Annotated in this window: 17 protein-coding genes, 1 tRNA gene and 1 pseudogene; 9 read left to right on the forward strand and 10 right to left on the reverse strand. The window is 40.6% G+C overall.

The window, feature by feature from the left end:
• Window positions 1–526, reverse strand: a pseudogene (locus V7161_RS12655) (hypothetical protein); the annotation flags it as partial.
• A 137-nt stretch (window positions 527–663) separates the two neighbouring features.
• Here V7161_RS12655 and V7161_RS12660 point away from each other — a divergent pair.
• The 3 genes from V7161_RS12660 to sdaAA all read left to right on the forward strand — a co-directional run bounded on the left by V7161_RS12660 (window position 664) and on the right by sdaAA (window position 5,035).
• Complete coding sequence (locus V7161_RS12660) at window positions 664–1,893, forward strand: MFS transporter (protein WP_335445484.1); 1,230 nt, start codon at window positions 664–666, stop codon at window positions 1,891–1,893.
• A gap of 3 nt (window positions 1,894–1,896) precedes the next feature.
• Window positions 1,897–3,351 carry a M20 family metallopeptidase gene (locus tag V7161_RS12665; RefSeq protein ID WP_335445485.1) on the forward strand — a complete coding sequence of 485 codons (1,455 nt, stop codon included), beginning with the start codon at window positions 1,897–1,899 and terminating at the stop codon, window positions 3,349–3,351.
• Between the two features lie 121 nt (window positions 3,352–3,472).
• Entirely contained in the window at window positions 3,473–5,035 is a 1,563-nt protein-coding gene (sdaAA, locus tag V7161_RS12670; RefSeq protein WP_335445486.1) for an L-serine ammonia-lyase, iron-sulfur-dependent, subunit alpha, read from the forward strand.
• A gap of 94 nt (window positions 5,036–5,129) precedes the next feature.
• Here the strand turns inward: sdaAA and V7161_RS12675 are convergent.
• The 7 genes from V7161_RS12675 to V7161_RS12705 all read right to left on the reverse strand — a co-directional run bounded on the left by V7161_RS12675 (window position 5,130) and on the right by V7161_RS12705 (window position 11,485).
• Window positions 5,130–5,203 (reverse strand) — tRNA-Arg (locus tag V7161_RS12675).
• 335 nt (window positions 5,204–5,538) lie between these two features.
• Window positions 5,539–6,606 (reverse strand): YkvI family membrane protein, encoded by a 1,068-nt coding sequence (locus V7161_RS12680; RefSeq protein WP_335445487.1) that lies wholly within the window; start codon window positions 6,604–6,606, stop codon window positions 5,539–5,541.
• 13 nt (window positions 6,607–6,619) lie between these two features.
• The gene (gene menC / locus V7161_RS12685) at window positions 6,620–7,726 is read right to left on the reverse strand and encodes an o-succinylbenzoate synthase (protein WP_335445488.1); all 1,107 of its coding nucleotides are present in this window, start codon (window positions 7,724–7,726) and stop codon (window positions 6,620–6,622) included.
• Window positions 7,723–8,538, reverse strand: coding sequence for a GNAT family N-acetyltransferase (locus V7161_RS12690; protein ID WP_335445489.1), 816 nt, complete (start codon window positions 8,536–8,538; stop codon window positions 7,723–7,725). The genes menC and V7161_RS12690 overlap by 4 nt, the downstream gene beginning before the upstream one ends.
• Window positions 8,535–9,674, reverse strand: a complete 1,140-nt coding sequence (locus tag V7161_RS12695; RefSeq protein WP_335445490.1) for a M20 peptidase aminoacylase family protein — start codon at window positions 9,672–9,674, stop codon at window positions 8,535–8,537. Before V7161_RS12695 ends, V7161_RS12690 begins: the two co-directional genes overlap by 4 nt.
• Window positions 9,675–9,676: 2 nt before the next feature.
• Window positions 9,677–10,543: a MurR/RpiR family transcriptional regulator gene (locus V7161_RS12700; protein WP_335445491.1), complete on the reverse strand. Its 867-nt coding sequence runs from the start codon at window positions 10,541–10,543 to the stop codon at window positions 9,677–9,679.
• Between the two features lie 201 nt (window positions 10,544–10,744).
• A complete protein-coding gene (locus V7161_RS12705; protein WP_335445492.1) occupies window positions 10,745–11,485 on the reverse strand; it encodes a YwaF family protein in 741 nt (246 codons plus the stop codon).
• Between the two features lie 167 nt (window positions 11,486–11,652).
• Here V7161_RS12705 and V7161_RS12710 point away from each other — a divergent pair, with 167 nt between their 5' ends.
• The 3 genes from V7161_RS12710 to mutL all read left to right on the forward strand — a co-directional run bounded on the left by V7161_RS12710 (window position 11,653) and on the right by mutL (window position 16,779).
• Window positions 11,653–12,132: a hypothetical protein gene (locus tag V7161_RS12710; RefSeq protein ID WP_335445493.1), complete on the forward strand. Its 480-nt coding sequence runs from the start codon at window positions 11,653–11,655 to the stop codon at window positions 12,130–12,132.
• Between the two features lie 140 nt (window positions 12,133–12,272).
• Window positions 12,273–14,852, forward strand: a complete 2,580-nt coding sequence (gene mutS, locus V7161_RS12715) for a DNA mismatch repair protein MutS (protein ID WP_335445494.1) — start codon at window positions 12,273–12,275, stop codon at window positions 14,850–14,852.
• Between the two features lie 13 nt (window positions 14,853–14,865).
• Window positions 14,866–16,779 carry a DNA mismatch repair endonuclease MutL gene (mutL, locus tag V7161_RS12720; protein ID WP_335445495.1) on the forward strand — a complete coding sequence of 638 codons (1,914 nt, stop codon included), beginning with the start codon at window positions 14,866–14,868 and terminating at the stop codon, window positions 16,777–16,779.
• 388 nt (window positions 16,780–17,167) lie between these two features.
• Here the strand turns inward: mutL and V7161_RS12725 are convergent, their stop codons facing one another.
• On the reverse strand, window positions 17,168–18,040 hold the full coding sequence (locus tag V7161_RS12725; RefSeq protein ID WP_335445496.1) for an SDR family oxidoreductase: 873 nt from the start codon (window positions 18,038–18,040) through the stop codon (window positions 17,168–17,170).
• Between the two features lie 409 nt (window positions 18,041–18,449).
• Here V7161_RS12725 and V7161_RS12730 point away from each other — a divergent pair, with 409 nt between their 5' ends.
• The gene (locus tag V7161_RS12730) at window positions 18,450–18,893 is read left to right on the forward strand and encodes a hypothetical protein (protein ID WP_335445497.1); all 444 of its coding nucleotides are present in this window, start codon (window positions 18,450–18,452) and stop codon (window positions 18,891–18,893) included.
• Window positions 18,894–18,927: 34 nt separating this feature from the next.
• Here the strand turns inward: V7161_RS12730 and mreBH are convergent, their stop codons facing one another.
• Window positions 18,928–19,944, reverse strand: a complete 1,017-nt coding sequence (gene mreBH, locus V7161_RS12735) for a rod-share determining protein MreBH (protein WP_335445498.1) — start codon at window positions 19,942–19,944, stop codon at window positions 18,928–18,930.
• 348 nt (window positions 19,945–20,292) lie between these two features.
• On the opposite strand from mreBH, the gene miaA reads away from it, so the two are divergent.
• On the forward strand, window positions 20,293–21,249 hold the full coding sequence (gene miaA / locus V7161_RS12740; protein WP_335445499.1) for a tRNA (adenosine(37)-N6)-dimethylallyltransferase MiaA: 957 nt from the start codon (window positions 20,293–20,295) through the stop codon (window positions 21,247–21,249).
• A gap of 26 nt (window positions 21,250–21,275) precedes the next feature.
• Window positions 21,276–21,506, forward strand: coding sequence for an RNA chaperone Hfq (gene hfq, locus V7161_RS12745; RefSeq protein ID WP_223588316.1), 231 nt, complete (start codon window positions 21,276–21,278; stop codon window positions 21,504–21,506).
• Window positions 21,507–21,679: the final 173 nt, after the last annotated feature.

The raw sequence follows: 21,679 nt of genomic DNA on the forward strand, positions 1-21,679 counted from the left end.
TTTTTTTAATTTCTTCATTAGGACCGCCCGTCCAAGCTTTAGGAAATAGCACATCTAAGCTTGGTTCGTACATCCATAGAACTCCCATATCTGCTGCAGGAATAACAGATAAGGCATTTTCTAATATTTTCTTTAACAAGTCATTTAAATCTTCGAGTACGGAGATATCACGGATACTCTCCATCATTTTGTTTCTAATATATTTTTCTCGATCAAGCATTACTTGCAAGTAATGTAAATCTATGATTGGTTTAAGTACTTGCTTGCTCTCATTGTTTAGTACGGAAGGTTTACTGATTCTGATGACTATGGTGGTATGATTGGAATAATGATAGTAAATATCGGTGAAATTTTCATAGGTTAGTATTTCTTCATTGAAAAATCTTCTTGGTACGGGAGTTTCCGTGTCAAAATGATTGGATAATACAAGTGAAAAATCTAATCCCTTTATACTTTGCCACACCTCAAAATGGGAGAGGGAGCAGCTATCTATTAAAAATTGTTTGATTTTTATCAAGGTATCCACTATTACACTTCCCCTATAGGACTTATGTGAAACTGAACATAATTTATGTGATTATTATATAGGACTAAACATTGTTTGAATAGTCCAAATTTTTTATACTTAAATAGAATTCAACAAATTTCGCAAGGAGGAACGTTATGGTATCCAAATTATCGCAGAACTGGAAGTATGTCATTATCATCTTGCTATTTTTAGGATGGTCTATTGGAAACTTTGATCGATTTTTCATGAATTATGCGATTTTAGGTATTTCAAAGGATCTCCATTTAAGTGCCTCCCAGACAGGAATTGTTTTAAGTAGCTTTTTTGCAGGTTATGCATTAATGCAAATTCCAGGTGGGTGGCTCGCAGATCGTTTTGGTTTCAGAAAAATCATTGTCATGGCTGTTCTTGCATGGTCCGTTTTCACGATTTTGTCCGGAATGGCATGGTCATTCATGTCTTTAATCCTCATTCGATTTCTTTTTGGAATTGGGGAAGGAAGCTTTTTTCCATCTGCATCAAAAGGTATTGCGAGTTGGTTTCCGCAAAATGAACGGAGCCGGGCTATGTCCTTCATGCTTACTTCCGGTACGATAATGGGAGTAATAACACCAATCATCGGTACCCAGTCTATGCAAACGATCGGTTGGAGAATGATCTTTTATATTGCGGGTGCTATTGGTATTATATTTACCTTACTTTACGTCTTTTTCTTAAAAGAGAAGAAAGGTTCAACTGAAGGTAAGATTGAAAACCCTTCCAAAAATAAAGCGCCATTAAGAGATGTTTTAAAAACTCCGATTATATGGAATTTGTTCCTTGCTTATTTTGCGATTTATGCCGTGCAATGGGGATTAATGGCATGGATGCCAACCTATTTAGTAAAGGCACGACATCTCGACTTAACATCCGTTGGGTATATTTCAGCTATTCCAGCGGTTGCAGGAATTATCGCGATGCTTGCAAGTGGTTATATTTTAGATAAATTACCTGAAGGGAAAGATAAGGTAATTGCAGCGATATTTGCAGTATTAACGGCGGTTTTTCTTTATTTAATGGCTTTTGCGCCAAACATAGCCATGTTTGCTGTCTATCAAAGTGTTGTTACTGTATTCATGTCGTTTAATATTATTCTAATCATCTCAGCTCCATTAAAAATGTTATCAGAAGAGGTTGTAGGAACGGCAAATGGTTTTATTAATACAGGTGCACAATTCGCTGGTGTTCTTACTCCGATGTTAATAGGATTTTTAGTCGATGCTTTTGACGGTTCTTATACAGTAGCTTTTATTATGCTGATTATGTTTGCGCTATTGTGTGCGGGATCTTTATTTTTGATTCGCTCTAAGAAAGAGGTTCCTTCATTCAAACAAAATGCAAGTTAGGAGATGGGAAAATTGACTGCTCTATCAGAAAAAATTACAAGTTTAATAGATGAAAAACGTCCAATGTTTGAAGCGCTAAGTGATCAAATATGGGAGTTTGCAGAAACCAGATTTGAGGAATTTCGTTCAGCTGAGTTGCTTTGCGAAGCAATGGAAGATGAAGGGTTTGCCGTAAAAAGGGGGATAGCTGGACTTGAAACAGGTTTTATTGCCTCCTATGGATCAGGTCATCCGGTCATTGCGATTCTTGGTGAATATGATGCTCTGGCAGGGCTAAGCCAACAAGCGAGCAGCAATACGTTTGAGCCCATAATGAAAAATGGAAATGGCCATGGCTGCGGCCATAATTTACTGGGAGTAGGTTCGTTAGCGGCTGCTATTGCGGTTAAGGATTATATGAAAGAACATAAGCTTGCTGGAACCGTACAATATTTTGGCTGTCCGGCAGAAGAAAGTGGATATGGGAAAACATTTATGGCAAGAGACGGTCTTTTTAAAGATGTGGATGCTGCCTTCTCATGGCATCCTGCCACAATGAATGCTGTCATGAACTCCACTGCCAATGCGGTCATTCATGCACACTTTAAATTTAAAGGGAGAAGTGCCCATGCCGGTGCAGCACCACATTTAGGGAGAAGTGCATTAGACGCAGTCGAACTTATGAATGTCGGTGTCAATTATATGAGAGAACACATGATTGATGAAGCTCGGATTCATTATGCTGTAACCAATACAGGTGGATTGGCTCCAAACGTCGTTCAGGCAGAGGCGGAAGTGACTTATTTAATTCGTGCACCGAAACCATATCAAGTAAAAGAGCTTTATGACAGGGTAGTAGACTGTGCCCGCGGTGCAGCACTTATGACGCAAACGAAGGTAGATTACGAAATTCAAGGATCCTGCCATAATTTAATTCCTAACCTAACTCTTGAAAAAGTGATGCACCAATATATGCAAGAGATAGGAGCTCCCCTTGCTTCGGAACTGAATATTAACTATGCAAAAACCATCTATGAAACTTTGACGGAAGAGGAGAAGCGTGCGGCAGCTTTACAAGTGGGGAAACAGGGGGCCTCTCAATTAGCCGAACGGCCTATTGCCGACTTTATCGCCCCATTTTCTGAAAAAGAAACATTTATGGGAGGTTCTACGGATGTTGCCGATGTTAGCTGGAATGTACCAACGGCGCAGTGTGTTACTTCCACCTGGGCGTTTGGAACACCGTTTCATACTTGGCAGGCTGTCGCGCAAGGTAAAGAAAGCTATGCCCATGATGCCATGTTATTAGCGGGAAAAGCAATTGCATGTACAGCTATTTCAGCTCTTGAAAACACGGAATTACTAGAAAAGGCTAAGAAGGAATTAGTAGAAAGGCTTGAAGGAGAAACCTATGAGTCGCTAATTCCGAAAGAGCTTACACCTCCACAATATAAACAAAAGGTGTATCAATCAATATAAAATTCAGGAGTAGATTTGATAAATCGCAATTTAGGTGAATTTTTCCTAAGTAGGTAGGAAACAGAGAGACGGTTCTTATGCTAAAGGCGTAAGGACCGTCTTCTTTAAAGGGAGTGAGCATATGTCATTTACGAGTTTAAGAGAATTAATAGAACTTGCTGAAAAAGAGAAAACAACTATCGCGGATTTAATGATAAATACAGAGGTACAACAGAAAGGTGATCCTAGAGAGACGATACTTGAAAAAATGGCTGAGCAATTTGCAGTGATGGAGGAGGCTGTCCGTAAAGGAACGATGAGTCCCGTTATGTCCCGGACCGGTTTGACAGGCGGGGACGGGCACCGCCTTCACCAATATGCCGAAAATGGGAATTCCTTTATAAACCCTATGACATTAAATGCTGGAGCGTTTGCTCTCGCGGTTTCAGAGGTAAATGCGGCGATGGGGCGAATTGTGGCAACACCAACAGCAGGCTCAGCAGGAATCCTGCCGGCTGTACTGGTTCATGCCCTTGACAGCGGAAAATTTACCCGTAAGCAAATTGTTCAGTCCATGTTTACTGCCTCCGCCCTTGGCTTGGTTATTGCGAATAAAGCATCAATCTCTGGGGCTGCCGGCGGGTGCCAGGCAGAAGTCGGATCTGCCACAGCAATGGCAGCCGGCACCCTTGTTGAGCTGGCCGGTGGTACACCGAATCAGGTTGGAAATGCTGTTGGAATCGCCTTGAAAAATTCACTAGGGCTGGTCTGTGACCCAGTGGCCGGGCTGGTGGAAATCCCGTGCATCATTCGCAATGGATTACATGCGATTACCGCACAAGCTGCAGCAGATATGGCGTTAGCAGGGGTAGTCAGCATCATCCCTCCGGATGAGGTAGTCCATGTGATGCATGAGGTAGGACAGCAAATGCCAGAATCGTTGAGAGAAACAGGGATAGGCGGTCTTGCCGGAACTCCAACAGGCAAGAAATTAAAAGAACAGGTTTTCAGCGAAAAAACCAGTGGCTGTGGCCCGGCAAAATACCAAAGTGCCTATGAAATTATCGGCCCTGTAATGGTTGGCCCTTCAAGTTCACATACGGCCGGGGCTGTTCGAATTGGGAACATTGCCTACCAGCTGTTGAATGAAAAACCATTATATGTGAGGTTCTCATTAATGGGCTCCTTCGCTGAAACCTACCAAGGACACGGAACAGACTTAGCGCTGTTAGCAGGGGTTATGGGATTATCGACCCTAGATGATGGCATACCAAATGCAAAGGCAATTGCCGAAGAACAGGGCTTACAATATGAATTTACGAAAAGGGTGCTTGGAAGTTATCACCCTAACACCGTTCTTGTAGAATTAACTGGGGCTTCACGTACTGTAAAGGTGTTGGCCAGTTCTTTGGGTGGGGGCAAGGTGGAGGTTCAGGAACTGGACGATTATCCGTTAAAATTTTCCGGAGAGCGGCCGACACTTGTGATCCGCCATAAAGACCGAAAAGGGGTTATTTCTGAATTATCAGCTGTTCTTTACCAAAACGGATTTAACATTGCTCGGATGGCAAATGAACGTTCAAAAATAAATGGTCCGGCAATCACAATTTGCGAAATTGATAATCATGTCGAAGAAACTCTGTTAGCACTTTTAACAAAAGAAATTCCAATTGTTAACGAAATTGTCTTGGTTGAAACTAAATAGTATCCAAAAACAGTTTGTTGTTATGGTAAGTTTTTTCAATCATTATAGGAATTTGAATCAAAATAAAAAGCCTTGAAAAATCAAGGCTTTTTAACGTCCCAAAGAGGATTCGAACCTCCGACCTACAGTTTAGGAAACTGTTGCTCTATCCTGCTGAGCTATTGGGACAGGTAATTCCTAATTTAATTTATTAATTACACATAAAAAGATAATCCCGTCCTGATCTCAGAATGATTAATCAAGAAGCAGCTCGATCAGTACGCTGAAGCAAAATCAATGAAGCATATTCGGACGTGCTGAGCTATTGGGACACTTTTTATAGGAACGTTATTTATTATAAATAGTTAATGGCAAAAGGTCAATAATAAATAGTTAATGTATGGGAAAATCTGAAAATCTACTTATATATATGAAGGGATTTGTTATTTCGTTCATGTTAATTATTGATTAGTGAAATTCTAAAAAGCTTGGTCCCTTGTAAGCCTAGAACCAAGCTTCACTTATTATGCCGTTATAGCAGGTTTATGACTTTTTCCTTTTCTTGCCCAGGCGATCAAAATCGCCAAGATTAAGGCAAAACCTAGGTAGCCCATTGTGGAGTAAACTTTTCCTACAAGTGTAGTGAACCCTATTAGGCTGGCGCCGAATCCCAGTAACCCGGTTACTACTACGGCCGGCTTGAAGGATTTACTTTCTGGTTTAATGAAACGGACTGTAAAGGCGTAGAACATACCAACTGCTGTGTTGTACATCATACCAAGTAAAGCGATCGCCATTAGAATGCCTACTGCCGGGTGAATTTGTGCGGCGAGTTCAAGTGTTGGCATATCCATACTGCCAACGATATCCATTTTTACAAACATTGATAGATTAATTAAGATAATCAATATACCAAGCATAATTCCGCCAACAATACCGCCCATGCCCGCTACTTTACGGTCTTTAATGGTACCGCCCATAACAATCAATAATGCTGCACCCGCGGCGATATTATAGGATACATATAGCAGTGCACCCATAATCCAGTTTGAAGCTGAGGAACTTTGTTCTTTTGCTAATGAATTTGCTTCAGTGAAAGATATATCCATGGTAAAAATAGAATATATTAAAATCACAAATATAATGACCATTAAATAAGGGGTTATGATGGCAATTAAATTAATAATATTTTTTACGTTTAATAATAGAGTAAAGATAGTGGCAGCCACCATAATCACGCTGCCTATCATGGGATCTATGCCGAGCATTTGCTTGAATGTCGAGCCTGAACCCGCAAACATAACAACAGCTACACCGAATAAGAAGAAGGTAATGATAACATCTAAAATGAACCCAATATAACGTCCGCCTAAATAGTAAATAACCTCTTTATGTGATGATGTCTGGAGATCTGAGCCCAACTGTGCCAGTGTGTAGCCTAAAAATGCGAACGCTGCAGCAGCGATAATTCCTCCAACGGTTCCCCAAATACCAAAGCTAGTAAAATACTGCATAATTTCTTGCCCTGAAGCAAAGCCGGCCCCGACAATTAATCCGACGAACGCACCGCCAATTTGTAAACTTTTCTTCATCCTATTCACTCCATCATTTGTAATGTTTTTTCTCCACTGTAAATGCATCTACTGAATCAAGATCAACTTCATAGCCAATGCCGGCAGTTTGAGGTACCTGAATGTATCCGTTTTCCGCCACAACTTCAGGGAGGATGATATCTTTTTCCCAGTAACGATTTGAGCTTGCTGTATCGCCAGGTAAAATAAAGTTTGATAAAGTGGTTAATGCAACATTATGTGCTCGTCCGATCCCAGACTCAAGCATGCCGCCGCACCAAACTGGAATCTCATTTGCCTCACAGTAATCATGGATTTTTCTTGCTTCCGTCAACCCGCCGACTCGTCCGATTTTAATATTAATAATTTTTGTACTGCCCAGTTCTACTGCTTTACGTGCATCCTCAACAGAATGAATGCTTTCATCTAAACAAATTGGAGTTTTTAGCATTTTTTGCAGCTTCGCATGATCGATGATGTCATCTGATGCTAAAGGCTGTTCAATCATCGTTAAGTTAAACTCATCCAGCTTTTTTAAAAGCTCTGCATCCTCCAAACGGTATGCCGAGTTTGCATCTGCCATAATTGCAACGTCAGGGAACTTCTCCCGCAATGTTCGCATTACTTCAACATCCCAGCCCGGCTTAATTTTCACTTTAATCCGTTTGTAGCCTTCCTTTACATATTCATCGACTAACGCTACTAAGTCGTCAATTGATTTTTGAATGCCAATACTAATCCCAACTTCAATTTTTTCTTTTTTTCCACCGAGTGCAGTAGCAAGAGATTGATTGGTTTGCTGTGCATAAATATCCCAAACGGCGCCTTCAATGGTCGACTTTGCCATATTATTTTTTCGGATGGGGGCAAAAAGTTCACTCACTTCATCAGGATGGTTCATTTCCTTCTTTAATAGTAACGGAATTAAAAAATCCTCTAACATATGCCAATTTGTTTGTAATGTCTCTTCGTTGTACCAAGGGGAATGGAAGGCTACTGACTCGCCCCATCCAATGGTTCCGTCTTCGTCTCTTGCTTCTAGTAATAGAAAGTCTTTGTCTGTAAATGTTCCAAAGCTTGTAGTGAAGGGTGCTTTTAATTTCATTTTTAAATGGCGAATCGTAATGTCTGTAATCTTCATTTTGTTTCTCCTCCTAGTGCTAACGTATCTTTTTTTACAAAAATGTATGAATTGTGTGTTTCATTTGGTTGTAATCGAACAGTGGCATATCCCGCTTCGAATAAGCGTTGGAACTGTGTTCGCGTCTGTATTCGCCAGTCCATCGCAAGTGGTTGGCTGGCGGCTTTTAAGGCTTGAAAATCCTTTGGTACAGTCAATGAATAGGCAGGGTGGTTTAGATCCTCCTCAATGTCCGCAACGTAAACAGGCAGGCCTTCTTCATTAAATGAAATAGTGTTTATAGCTGCAGGTCGCTCCATCTTTGGTAAATGCTTTTCAACAACATAACGACTGGTTAAATGCCAGTGCACTTCAAAGCGGTCTGACGGCAGTCCTTGATTGAAGACGTTCTTCATCTCACCGTAGCAATTCTCTACATAAGTGTCACAAATCCCATTAAGCTTGGTTAGATTTAAATATCCGTTTCGGGTTTCAAGCGGGTCATATGTCCAGTGCATCGAGTCATAGCCTTTCGTAATGGCAATTTCACGTTGCTTAAGCTTAAGTTTTTCACCTATGCCGTGTGAACGGTAATCCTCGTCAATTCCGAGCATATGTGAGCATAAATAGCTTTTTCCATCACGGAAGCCGGCAAAACCATAGCTAAAACCGATTAATCGGCTTCCGTCAAAGGCACCGACCATAATGCCGCCGTTTTTTACTGCCGTTAACGTTTGGTGTGTAGGAGTAGGGGGCATTTCCCAAACTTTACATTCCAGTTCTTGAACTTGTTCCATTTCCTCAATTGTTTTCAGGTCTCGAATGATAATCATTGATTCTCGCTTCTTTCTACATGTTGTAATGCCAATACTAATGCTCTCGTAATAATTTGAGCCCCTGTCAGGAGCCGCTCACGATTAAACGTCATTTGTGGATGATGTAACCCGGGGGTGACCCCGCAGCCAAGTCCAAGCATCGTTGTTTTTAGTTTTGGTCTTTTATAAGCGTAAAAGTGGAAGTCTTCTCCGCCTGGAGTGACAATTTCCGGCGCTAAATGGTCCTTACCTGCTACATCGATAATCGCTTGCTGCATAATCGCTTTTGCCGTTTCATCCACTTGAGCGGCGGCAATATGGGCATCCACTTGGAAATAAATCGAAGCTCCGTACATCATACTCACGGCGGTGATAACTTTTTCAAACCCGGCAATTAATGCCTCCATCGTTTCATTATTTTGAGCCCTTGCGTCAATACTAAAGGTTGCCTTACCAGGGATGATATTTGTTGAGGTGCCGCCTGCTTGAAGCTGCGTCATTTTAATAGAAGCCGTTTCAGCCGGGCTAATCCAAATCCGTTTTATCCCGTCAATTAAAGCGGCAGCTGCCTCAATTGCGTTTACCCCTTTTTCAGGACGGGATCCGTGTGCTTCCACTCCTTTTATGGTTCCGGTCAAAAGTTGTGCAGCCCCATGATAAAGTCCTGGTGCATACGTCCCGTCTTGTAGTTCAAAATGCGGTCTTACATGTGTCCCGAACAGATAGCGAAGCGAATCAACAACGCCTTCCTCCACAAGTGCCTTTGCCCCTTGTGCCTTTTCCTCAGCGGGTTGAAATATAATACGCACTGCTCCTGTTAGTGATGGGGCAAGTTCTTTTAGTAAAAGAATGGTGCCAAGTGCCATTGTCATGTGCCCATCATGTCCGCATGAATGATTGGCGCGGAACTGACCGTCCACTTCCTGCCAGAGAGCGTCGATATCCGTACGGAATCCCACCATGGGAGTCCCTTCGCCAATATCTACATAAAGTCCAGTCATATTTTCAAATGTATATGGTTCAAAACCTTCTTTTCGAAGAAAGTCTGCAATAAATGCGGTTGTTTCAACTTCCCCCCAACTGACCTCCGGATTCCTATGTAAATGTTCGAAAATTGAATTTAAACGTTCAGCTAATGTTTGTTCTGTCACCATTGTCAACTCCACCTGTCCGAAATAAAGCTATATTGAAAATCATCGTACTTAACCCTTTGATTGTTGTAGTAAACTGGATCAAATGTCATCATCCCTGTAACTAATATATTTAAAAAGGAAATGAGAGAAGGCATAAGATCAATGGTTGATAGCTCAGGTTGTTCTAATATAAAAGTGTAGGAGCAATAATTATTGATAGGAGCAAGTTTAGAATCTGTAACAGCCAGAATCGTAATACCCCGTTCATGGAGTGCCTTGGCTATTTGTATTGGTTCTTTAAAATAACGGTGTAGTGAAATGACAATTACCACCGCTTGTTCATCGATTTCCTGGAGGGTTCGAATCAGTTCTGCTGTTTGCGTTTGGATAAGCCTGACATTTGGCCGAAGAATATTCATCGTAAAATGCAGCCACTGAGCACCAAACTCCGATGCACCGGCACCCACAATGTAAATATTTTTCGCTTCATGTAATTTATGTGTTGCTTCATTAAAGAGTTTCTTATTTATTTGTTTGGCAATTCTGATAATTTTAGAGCTATCTTTGTTCATTCCTTTTTCGACAAGGCACTGGTCATTAAAAAGCTTTTTTTTAGAGGACACGTAATTCCCCAGTGTACTTTCAGATGTATGGTTAAAAACAAATAGGGTAATTTCTTTTTGCAGCTGGGAGTATCCCTCGAGCCCAATTGCATAGCAGAAGCGAATAACAGTTGTCTCGCTTGTGCCAGCCTTGTCCCCAACTTCGGCTGCAGAATGGACACCGATAAAGGTTGGGTTTTTCAGCACAAAGTTTGCCACTTTTTGCTGTGCCTTCGATAGTTCATTAAAATGCAGCTCAATCCTGTCCTTGATGGTTTGTTCTTTCAAGAGAAGTCTCTCCTTTAATTATGCATGAAATGAAGTATAAACTTCATTTTTAATGAATATAAAAATAGCACAAATTAAAATTAAAAACAATAAATTTTCGGAAATTTTAAAAAAGAATAGAAACAGAGAGGGAAGGTTAAGGAGATATTCGCTAAACAAAAAAGGACCGGGCAATGCCCGGTGTCTCTTAATTTGGATTGTTTATGGAATGGACAATTCCTGGTCTGCCTCCAACTTTTTGGGTGATTTCTCACGGAAAATAAGCCAGAGGAAAAGACTAAGGATGATCAATAACCCCTCCAACGAAATGATATAGTAAGGATAAGGCCCCAGGACATCCAAAAGGCTTGCGCCATCCGGTTTATGACTTAGGAACATGTAGTTTCCATCTACCAGTTTATTAATAAACATAATGATCGGCATTAATATATTCAAGAACACAAATAGCTTTACAACGGACCAAATGCTCGGGCGGTATCCCTTTGCCCAAGTGAAATACAAAGGAACCCAGATCTCCATTAAATGAGTATAAAAGAAATGAAAAAACCGAAAATGTGGGAAATCATAATTTAATAATGGAGTGAATATTGCCTGAGTGGCACCTAATAATGCCGTAAATAATAAAATCTCATAGATCAATTTTTTTCGAGTCAGCAATAAAATGACCGTGAGGATCAAGCTGATGCTGCATAATTCTAACGGAAATGCATGACTTACCTCCCAGCTTCCATTGACAGTCATCCAAATATGATAGGTTACTTCAATTGCAATTAATGAAACAGCAATTCCAATTTCTGTCCTGCGCCATTTCTCATCCTTCAGTTTATTTCTATAAAGAAAAATCAAAATGGCACCCAGAAATAAGATGGTCATGATAACAAAGTGACTAACTGAGAACATATCAAAATCATAATTTTTATTACTTCGGCCAAACCACTCCATAAATTCACCACCCTTATTTAAATAATATCATGGTCTGGTAAAAGATGGGGGTAGATTAATCGGAATATTAAAAAAATATTATCTTTGATAGACAACCTTATATATTTGAAGAATTAATCAAAGGGATTTGGGTATTTTATAACAATACACCAAAGGAGATTTCATTTATGATAAAACTCGTTTTATGGGCCTTTTTTTTAGTACCATGGCTTTCTCTATTCTTTTTAAAAAACTCGGCTATTCGCAGGTATATGCCAGTAGCCTTGCTTGCAACGGTTATTAACACAATCTTTTACCAAGTCGCTTGGACTCATGGCTGGTGGAAATACAAAGAAACTCTTTTTTCGTGGGATAAGGTAGCACAAGTACATACGGTTTATGGTGTATTTTTGGTAGGGACGATCTGGATTTTTTATTTTACCTTTCGTAAATTTTGGATTTATTTCGTTGTAAATTTGATTACAGATTGTATTTACTCTTTCGGCTTCAGAGCTTTATGGAAGAAGCTAGGAATTACCGCAAGTGGTGGAAACTTGTCACCTCTTGAAGGGATTATGTATATGACTCTAATCTCAATCACTCTTTTCATATATCAACTATGGCAGGAAGGACTGTTTGGGGGAGAAAATAAAATTAGAGAAGAATAGGTTATTGAAAAGGGCTGAGTTTAACTCAAGCTCTTTTTTTGTCTTAAAGAATTGGAAGTAATCGCTGAGTGCCTGACCCTCCATTTATGGTATAATAGTTTGTCGAAGATACTCGAAAGATTAAAACAGTGGAGGTCATTATGGCTGGTTATACGCCGATGATACAGCAATACTTAACCGTAAAGGCAGATTACCAAGATGCCTTTTTATTTTTTCGCTTAGGCGATTTTTATGAAATGTTTTTCGAAGATGCAATTAAGGCATCACAAGAATTAGAGATAACCTTAACTAGCCGTGAAGGTGGCTCGGAAGACAGGATCCCGATGTGCGGTGTTCCCTACCATTCAGCCCCTGGTTATATCGAACAGCTTGTTTCAAGAGGGTATAAAGTAGCGATTTGCGAGCAAATGGAAGACGCCAAACTAACAAAAGGTATGGTAAAGCGTGAAGTGGTCCAATTGATCACTCCAGGAACGCTTATGGAAGGCAAAGGGTTATCAGATAAAGAGAATAACTATATTGCATCGATTACAGCATTTGACGACCAAACGTACGGATTTGCCTATAACGATATTTCTACAGGTGAAAGCAGAGTAACATTGTTATCCAATAACTTTGATGAAGTATTGAATGAATTGGCCGTATTAGGCGCAAAGGAAGTGGTCGTTGCCAGCAGTTTTGATGGTGACCTGCAAAAGAAAATGCGTGAGCGCGATGTCCTTGCAATTTCGTTTGAAGATAATAGTTCAATAGATTTAAATTTTGCTCAATTGCTTGAAGGGTTAAATCAGGACAAGCTCAAGCAAACGGTGGCAAGATTGTTTAACTATTTATACCGTTCGCAAAAAAGAAGCCTTGATCATCTTCAGCCGGTAACAACCTATCAAATTCATCAATTTATGAAAATTGATTATTTTTCAAAACGGAACCTAGAATTAACGGAAACGATTCGCTCAAAAGGAAAAAAAGGCTCGCTGTTATGGCTGCTGGATGAAACCATGACCGCCATGGGCGGCCGGATGTTAAAGCACTGGATTGATCGTCCATTGATTGTCCAAGATGAGATTGAATACCGCCATAAATTAGTGGAAGTCTTAATGAACCATTATTTTGAGCGTCAGGAACTTCGTGAAAAATTAAAAGAAGTGTACGATTTAGAACGTTTAGCAGGCCGGGTTGCGTTTGGAAATGTGAATGCGCGCGACTTAGTTCAATTAAAACGTTCCTTAATTCAGGTACCTTTTTTAAAACAAATCTTAAACAGCATGCAGAATGAAGAAGTAAATAAAATCGCCGGTCTTCTGGATCCCTGTGAAGAAGTGACCGATTTATTGGAACAGGCTATTGTGGAGAACCCGCCGCTTTCCTTAAAAGAAGGAAATATGATTCGTGACGGCTACAATGCCCAGTTAGATCAATATCGTGATGCCAGCCGGAACGGAAAAACATGGATTGCCCAGCTTGAGCGTGAGGAACGCGAGAAAACTGGGATTAAATCGTTGAAGGTAGGGTATAATCGGGTATTTGGCTATTATATTGAAGTCACCCGTGCCAATCTCCATCTCTTAACAGAAGGTCAGTATGAACGGAAACAAACATTAACCAATGCGGAACGTTTTATTACCCCTGAATTAAAGGAAAAAGAGGCGTTAATTTTACAAGCGGAAGAAAAATGCGGCGAGCTCGAGTATGAGTTATTCACGGAAATTCGTGAAATCGTCAAAGAACAAATTCCACGCCTGCAAGCACTAGCGAAAACCGTCAGCGAACTCGATGTGCTCCAGTGCTTCGCACAGGTGAGTGAAGAGCGCCGCTATGTGAAACCGCAATTTTCAACGGAACGCCGTGTGGTAATTAAAGATGGACGTCACCCGGTTGTTGAGAAGGTGTTAAACGCCCAGGAATATGTACCAAATGATTGCTTTATGGACAGTGACCGGGAAGTTCTGTTAATCACCGGGCCAAACATGTCCGGTAAGAGCACGTACATGCGCCAGATTGCCTTGACCGCCATCCTCGCGCAAATCGGATGTTATGTCCCGGCTGATGAAGCGGTGCTGCCGATTTTTGACCAAGTGTTTACCCGAATTGGGGCAGCCGATGATTTGATTTCAGGCCAAAGTACCTTTATGGTCGAAATGTTGGAAGCGAAAAACGCCATTGCGAACGCAACGCAAAACAGTTTGATTTTATTTGATGAGATCGGACGAGGAACTTCAACGTATGACGGGATGGCACTGGCACAGGCCATCATTGAATATATTCATAACCGGATTGGGGCGAAAACACTGTTTTCAACCCACTATCATGAGTTGACCGTATTGGAAGAGGAACTATTAAAGTTAAAAAACATCCATGTCAGTGCGATTGAGCACAATGGCAAGGTTGTGTTCCTTCATAAAATAAAGGAAGGCCCTGCTGACAAGAGTTACGGAATTCATGTAGCTCAGTTGGCAGAGCTGCCTGCTGAATTAATTGAACGGGCCAATGAAATTTTAACAGCACTTGAACAGCCTGAAGTGGTTCAGAGCGTTCCAGTAAAAGTGGTAGAAAAGCCTGCGCAATTATCCTTTTTTGATGAGCCGCAGGAACCAAAAAAGCCAGAACTATCTTCTAAGGAGAAAAAGGTTTTGGATAAAATTAAAGAATTGGATTTATTGGATGTTACACCGCTTCAAGCAATTAACATGCTGTATGAACTCCAGAAAAAGTTAAAGTAGGAGGCGAGCGCGGATGGGCAAGATTATCCAATTAGATGACGCCTTATCAAACAAAATAGCGGCAGGGGAAGTAGTCGAACGCCCTGCCTCTGTAGTGAAGGAATTAGTGGAAAATGCCATTGATGCCGGCAGTACGGTCATTGAAATTGAGGTAGAAGAAGCAGGACTTGCGAAGATTCGCATTACCGATAATGGGAACGGAATTGAAGAGGATGATGTGCTGATAGCTTTTCAGCGGCATGCTACTTCTAAAATAAAGAATGAAAATGATTTATTCCGAATTCGTACTCTCGGATTTCGCGGCGAAGCCCTGCCAAGTATCGCTTCCGTTTCCAGGCTTGAAATGAAGACCTCTACCGGAGAGGGTGCTGGACATCTGGTCGTCATTGAAGGTGGCAAGGTAGAAACCTTTGAAAAAGCATCCAGCAGACGCGGCACGGACATTACGATTACCGATTTATTTTTCAATACGCCTGCCCGTCTGAAGTATATGAAAACCATTCACACAGAGCTTGGAAATATCACGGATGTAGTAAACCGGCTGGCGTTATCGCATCCAGAGGTAGCTTTCCGCCTGATTCATAATGAGCGGAAGCTGCTGCAGACAAACGGGAACGGCGATGTGCGTCAGGTGTTAGCGGCGATTTACGGAATGAGTATTGCCAAGCAGCTTGTGCCCATTTCAGGACAGTCACTTGATTATAAAATTACGGGATTTGCCTCGATGCCAGAAGTGACTAGAGCATCGAGAAACTATATCTCAACCATGATCAATGGCCGGTTTATCAAAAACTATCCATTGGCTAAAGCGATACAAGAAGGATATCATACCTTGCTTCCTATTGGCCGGTTCCCAATTGTGCTTTTGAATATCGAGATGGATCCCTTGCTTGTGGATGTGAATGTTCATCCATCTAAGATGGAGGTCCGTATCAGTAAGGAAGCGGAATTGAATGAACTCGTTACTTCTATTATTAAAGAGGCTTTCAAATCGAAGGTATTAATTCCGACTGCCTATACCCCTGTGAAAAAAGAAACGCCAAAATCGGAACAAACTTCGTTGGTTTTGGATGAGGGTACTCCGCTATCGAATACATCGTTTGTGAAGAAGGAGCCTTTCATTTATAAAGAGCCTGAAGTAACGGTTGATCGACCTTATACTTTCGAACCAAAAGAATCGATTTCTGAATCAAAAACCTGGGAGTCTGTTAGTCCTTTTAGTGAGGTACCTGTAGATAATTATGAGGATAGGGATGATCCTATTTCTGGACTGGTTGAAACACGAATTGAATCTCGGGTTGAGCCACAAACTGTGCTAGAGCCCGAGCCTGTTGAAGACGAAAGCCGGGTCCCTCGTTTGTATCCAATCGGGCAAATGCATGGAACGTATATTTTTGCGCAGAATGAAAATGGTCTTTATATCGTGGATCAGCATGCTGCTCAAGAACGACTTAAGTACGAATACTTCCGTGAAAAAGTGGGGCAGGTGCAGTCCGAACTTCAGGAAATGCTCGTGCCATTAACGTTTGAGTATTCAACTGACGAATACCTGAAGATAAATGAACACTCGGCTGAGCTAGAAAGGGTTGGCGTTTTTCTCGAAGAGTTTGGGATGAATAGTTTCATTGTCCGCTCCCATCCGCAATGGTTTCCTAAAGGTGAGGAAAAACAAATCATTGAAGAGATGATTGAACAGTTACTTTTGATGAAAAAAGTGGATATCAAAAAGCTTCGTGAGGAAGCAGCCATTATGATGAGCTGTAAAGCTTCGATTAAAGCCAACCGTCATTTACGCAACGATGAAATCCAAGCGCTGCTGGACGATTTGCGTAAGGCATCCGATCCGTTTACATGTCCGCATGGAAGACCAATAATTGTGCATTATTCGGTTTATGAAATGGAGAAGATGTTTAAACGAGTCATGTAAATAATGGAGAAAGCACAGTAAAGGCACGTAGTGATGAGCTACGTGCCTTTACTGTTTTGAAAAAACGATCGTTCATTTACCGAGCAAGCTAATTTTTGAAGACATGGGGAATGAAATGCCGTTTCATTTACCGAGCAAGCTAATATTTGAAGACATGGGGCAATGAAATGCTGGTTCATTTACCGAGCAAGCTAATTTTAGAAGACATGGGGCAATGAAATGCCGTTTCATTTACCGAGCAAGCTAATTTTTGAATAGAGCGGTAAATGAAATCCCATTTCATTTACCGGAAGAGGCTTCTTCTGAATAAATTGGGTAATGAACTGCTATTTATATAAAAAAACCGACCTTTTTTGCATTCGAAAGGTCGGTTTTTAAGAGTGTACAATTATTTGGCTAAAGAGATTCCGTTAACGATTTGAGTCAATGCAACATTAATTGGGGTAGCCGGACGGCCAAGAACCTTTTCGAAATCATTGCTCTCAACTTCTAATGCTCCATCGCGGATGCCTTTCTGGATGCCAACTAGGAATGGAATAAGGAAATCTGGTAAGCCAGCACCTTTCATATTATCGGCATAAGTAGCGTCATCCACCTGCTGGACAGGGACTTCTTTCCCTAATACCATGCGAAGGGCAGAAACCAGTTCTTCCTGTGACAATGGCTTGCCGGAAAGCTCATAAATGGTATTTTCATGGCCTTCTCCAGCCAATACTGCTGCCGCTGCTTCTGCGTAATCTTGTTGAAGTGCCCAGCCGACTTTGCCGGAACCTGCGGATGTCACCCATGGAGCTCCTGCGAGGACACCTTGAATGCTTGGAATTTCATTCTCTAAGTACCAGTTATTGCGTAAGAAGGAGTACGGAATACCAGTTTTCAAAATCGCTTCTTCCGTTGCAACGTGTGGAGGGGCAAGGAACATCGTGGTTTCACTTGCATTCGACAAACTAGTATAAGCAATGAATTTGATCCCTGCACGTTCTGCCGCCGCAACGGCATCCGTATGCTGACGAATTCTAGTCTCATTGTCCCCATCTGCAGAAATAAGTAATAAACGGTCAATACCTGCAAAAGCCGCAGCCAATGTTTCTGGACGGTCAAAATCTCCTTGTCGAACTTCAACTCCCCGAGCCTGTAATCCCGCTGCTTTCTCCGGATTGCGGACACTTACCGCCAATTGACTTGCTGGAACAGTTTTCAGAAGCGTTTCTACTACCTTCGTTCCCAATTTACCAGTTGCACCTGTAACGAGCATTTTCATAATCTATTCCTCCAATGTTTGTTTTTTATAAATCAATCTTGTTGGTTGTAATTTAATCGGTTACCTGTAACTATAATAGTTACATTTAGCGTTCCTGTCAACATATAAATTTGTTTTCAATAAGCAATTGTTGCGTAGATAAGCTCTACGTGCCCGAAAAGCGTTCGAAGGAACGAATTGGGTAACGTAGAATTGGCCTATGTGCCTGAAAATGTTCTGAGGAACCGAATTAGGTAACGTAGAAAGTGTCTACGTGTCCAAAAACCATTCCAGAATGGCAACTCGGTCACATAAACTAAATCCAATGAGTTTGTAAAAATTTGTTGTTTTCTATCAATAAATAGCCAATAATTAAAGGTGTAAAATTACACTAATCATTGTATAATGTTGGTAAGAGGGGGGTGAGTCCTTGATCGCATTTAGTCTATTAAGTGCATTTTTACCCATCGTTATCATTATTTTTGTTATCGTTTATGCCGTGAAAAATAAAGAAAAGGGGGAAGAAGCAGTGATACGCCATCTTTATACGTATTTAGTCTTATTTGCTACTCTAATGATGGTCATTGGCGGTGGAATATCCATCTTTATGGCGGCAGCCGATTTAATTAGTCCGCCAAGTTATTACCAGAGCTATGAAGATTTTAAACAGATTAGGGAAGATAATAAAGTGAAAGACGAGAAGGTGCTGACGGAGAAGGAGCTTCGAGCAAGGTACGAACAAACAGTGAAAGATGAAAAAAACCGTGTGAGGGAAAGTGCAAAAAATCAAATCATTAAAAGCCTTGGATTCATCGTAATACCTTTTCCAATCTTCCTATACTTCAACCGAATGCGAAAACAACAAAATGTATAAAAGAAACAGGCTGTCAGACAGCCTGTTTTTTTAACTATTTTACTGCAGCTTGCAGCTTATTCATATATGGTATTGCTTTTCCGGTTCCGATTGCTACAGATTCAAGCGGATTCTCTGCCAATTGCACTGGAACTACAATCTCCTTGCTCAACCATTCCTCCATGCCGTTCAATAATGAACCGCCTCCTGTAAGGATAACACCACGGTCGACAATATCACCGCTTAGTTCTGCGGGACAATCTTCAAGTGTGGCCCGGATGGCTTCTAAAATATGCAATAATGGTTCCCTCAATGCATTTCTAACTTCATAGGATGATAGCTTAATTGTTTTTGGCAATCCAGATACTAAATCACGTCCGCGTATCTCCATAAATTGCTCCTCGTGATCTATTAAGGCGTAACCAATTTCCATTTTGATTTTTTCGGCCGTTCTTTCACCAATCAACACATTGTATTCTTTACGAACGTATTGAATAATATCTTCATCCAGGCGGTCACCGCCGACTTTTATGGAATGACAAGATACTACGCCGCCAAAGGAAATAATCGCGACTTCTGTGTTTCCGCCTCCGATGTCCACCACGACATTGGCAACCGGTTCATCAATTGGCATGCCAGCGCCAATTGCGGCCGCAACTGGCTCTTCAATTAAGGTGATTTTTTTAGCGCCGGCATTTTTCACCGCATCATGAATGGCCCTTCTTTCTACACTGGTAGAACCAGAAGGGATACAAACGACAACATTTGGCTTGCGTAGAGCAAAACCAAGCTTTTTAGAAGCCTTTCGCAAGATATTCTTTAACATTTCAGTGGTAATGTCGAAATCGGCAATAACACCATCTTTTAATGGACGAATTGTGACAAATTTTTCTGGCGTCTTTCCGACCATTTCATATGCTTCCGTGCCGACAGCAACAATATTTTTAGTAGTGGTATCCACCACGACTACAGATGGCTCATTAAGAGCGATCCCTTTATTTTTACTATAAACCAATATATTTGCAGTTCCTAAATCAATACCAATATCAAAATTTGATAAATTTGATAGCATTTTATTCACCTAATTTCCTAATTTATAAATATTTACGGAACACTCACATGACAAATTGCGAGTTATTTTTACAAAATAGTGTACGATTAAGCCTAACATGAATTTGGGGGTGAAAAGCGATTTGTAAATGAACCGTTATCGTTTTGTAAATTTGGACGAAAAATTCATCAGATTGTAATCTAATTGAAAAAAATATATTCATTCGACCAAAAACGCATAGAAAAGAAATTTTTTGTATATACTTATTTGATGTTCAACTGCTTTTCAAAATTGTGTTACGATGAAGAGGTGGAAGGGCAGCGAATGAACTCCTTCCATTTAAAAAAGGTATAAGGCAGTGTGAAAATATTGGATTCAAAACAAAAATTATTAGTCATCATCGGACCAACCGCCGTTGGGAAGACCAAGCTGAGTATTGAAATGGCTAAGCAGTTTAATGGTGAGATTATCAGCGGTGATTCGATGCAAATCTATCGTGGCATGGATATTGGAACGGCTAAAATAACTCAAGAGGAAATGGAGGGAATCCCCCACCATTTGATTGATATTAAAGAGCCTAACGAAAATTTTTCCGTTGCTGAATTCCAATCGCTTGTCAGGGCAAAGATAGAAGAGATTGCCAAAATGGGAAAACTCCCCATTATTGCCGGTGGAACTGGACTCTATATTCAATCGGTCATTTATGATTATCAGTTTTCCGATGTTTCAGGTGATGAACAATTTCGCCAGCAGTTAGAACAACGAGCAAAAGAAATTGGCAATGAGGCACTTTATAAAGAATTATCTGAAGTGGATCCAGAAAGCGCAGCTCAAATCCATCCCAATAATGTCAGAAGAGTGATACGCGCCTTGGAAATTTACCATCTTACAGGTAAGACGATGCAAGAATTTCAAAGGACTCAGGAGCCGGATTTAATGTATGATACGGCACTCATTGGCCTGACAATGGAAAGAGATATGCTTTATGAGCGGATAAATGCCCGCGTAGATTTAATGATGGAACAAGGACTTTTGGATGAAGTGAAAAGCCTGTATCATCAAGGACTTCGGGATTGTCAGTCCATTCAGGCCATTGGCTACAAAGAGATTTATGAATACCTGGATGGGAAAGTTTCCCTTCATGATGCGGTTGAAATTTTAAAGCAAAACTCCAGGCGATATGCCAAAAGGCAATTAACTTGGTTTCGCAACAAAATGGATGTAAAATGGTTTGATATGACTGATGTGAACGATTTCACGAAAAAAATAACGGAAATTTCACATTATGTTGAAGGAAAGCTTCAAGTAAAATCGAATACATATTAGTAGAGATAAAAGAGGAGGATATACAAATGAAAACCACAATTAACATTCAAGATCAATTTTTAAACCAATGCCGTAAAGATAACACACACGTTACGGTGTTCCTATTGAACGGATTCCAATTAAGAGGCCAAATTAAGGGCTTTGATAACTTTACAGTTCTTTTTGAGTCAGAGGGGAAACAGCAATTAGTATTTAAGCATGCTATTTCAACGTTTGCACCTCAGCGTAATGTGCAGCTTGATCTGGATAATCAATAATTTTTTTCGTAAATCTGAGCCCATATTGGATGGGCTCTTTTTTATTTTTCAACTTTATTTAATGAAATGCAAAGGCTTTGAATACATATAAATTGAAGGATTATGTATTCCTTTTTAGTAAAAGAAAAATTTTTAGCGAAAAATTTGCTATCAAAAACCCTACCATACGTATA

The organism is Neobacillus drentensis (genome assembly GCF_036965425.1).
Taxonomy (GTDB): domain Bacteria; phylum Bacillota; class Bacilli; order Bacillales; family Cytobacillaceae; genus Neobacillus; species Neobacillus drentensis_F.

Bases quoted from the DNA above. Each gene is read 5' to 3' on its own strand.
- V7161_RS12660 (WP_335445484.1), top strand. From the start codon at position 664: ATGGTATCCAAATTATCGCAGAACTGGAAGTATGTCATTATCATCTTG.
- V7161_RS12665 (WP_335445485.1), top strand. From the start codon at position 1,897: ATGGGAAAATTGACTGCTCTATCAGAAAAAATTACAAGTTTAATAGAT.
- sdaAA (WP_335445486.1), top strand. From the start codon at position 3,473: ATGTCATTTACGAGTTTAAGAGAATTAATAGAACTTGCTGAAAAAGAG.
- V7161_RS12680 (WP_335445487.1), bottom strand. From the start codon at position 6,606: ATGAAGAAAAGTTTACAAATTGGCGGTGCGTTCGTCGGATTAATTGTC.
- menC (WP_335445488.1), bottom strand. From the start codon at position 7,726: ATGAAGATTACAGACATTACGATTCGCCATTTAAAAATGAAATTAAAA.
- V7161_RS12690 (WP_335445489.1), bottom strand. From the start codon at position 8,538: ATGATTATCATTCGAGACCTGAAAACAATTGAGGAAATGGAACAAGTT.
- V7161_RS12695 (WP_335445490.1), bottom strand. From the start codon at position 9,674: ATGGTGACAGAACAAACATTAGCTGAACGTTTAAATTCAATTTTCGAA.
- V7161_RS12705 (WP_335445492.1), bottom strand. From the start codon at position 11,485: ATGGAGTGGTTTGGCCGAAGTAATAAAAATTATGATTTTGATATGTTC.
- V7161_RS12710 (WP_335445493.1), top strand. From the start codon at position 11,653: ATGATAAAACTCGTTTTATGGGCCTTTTTTTTAGTACCATGGCTTTCT.
- mutS (WP_335445494.1), top strand. From the start codon at position 12,273: ATGGCTGGTTATACGCCGATGATACAGCAATACTTAACCGTAAAGGCA.
- mutL (WP_335445495.1), top strand. From the start codon at position 14,866: ATGGGCAAGATTATCCAATTAGATGACGCCTTATCAAACAAAATAGCG.
- V7161_RS12725 (WP_335445496.1), bottom strand. From the start codon at position 18,040: ATGAAAATGCTCGTTACAGGTGCAACTGGTAAATTGGGAACGAAGGTA.
- mreBH (WP_335445498.1), bottom strand. From the start codon at position 19,944: ATGCTATCAAATTTATCAAATTTTGATATTGGTATTGATTTAGGAACT.
- hfq (WP_223588316.1), top strand. From the start codon at position 21,276: ATGAAAACCACAATTAACATTCAAGATCAATTTTTAAACCAATGCCGT.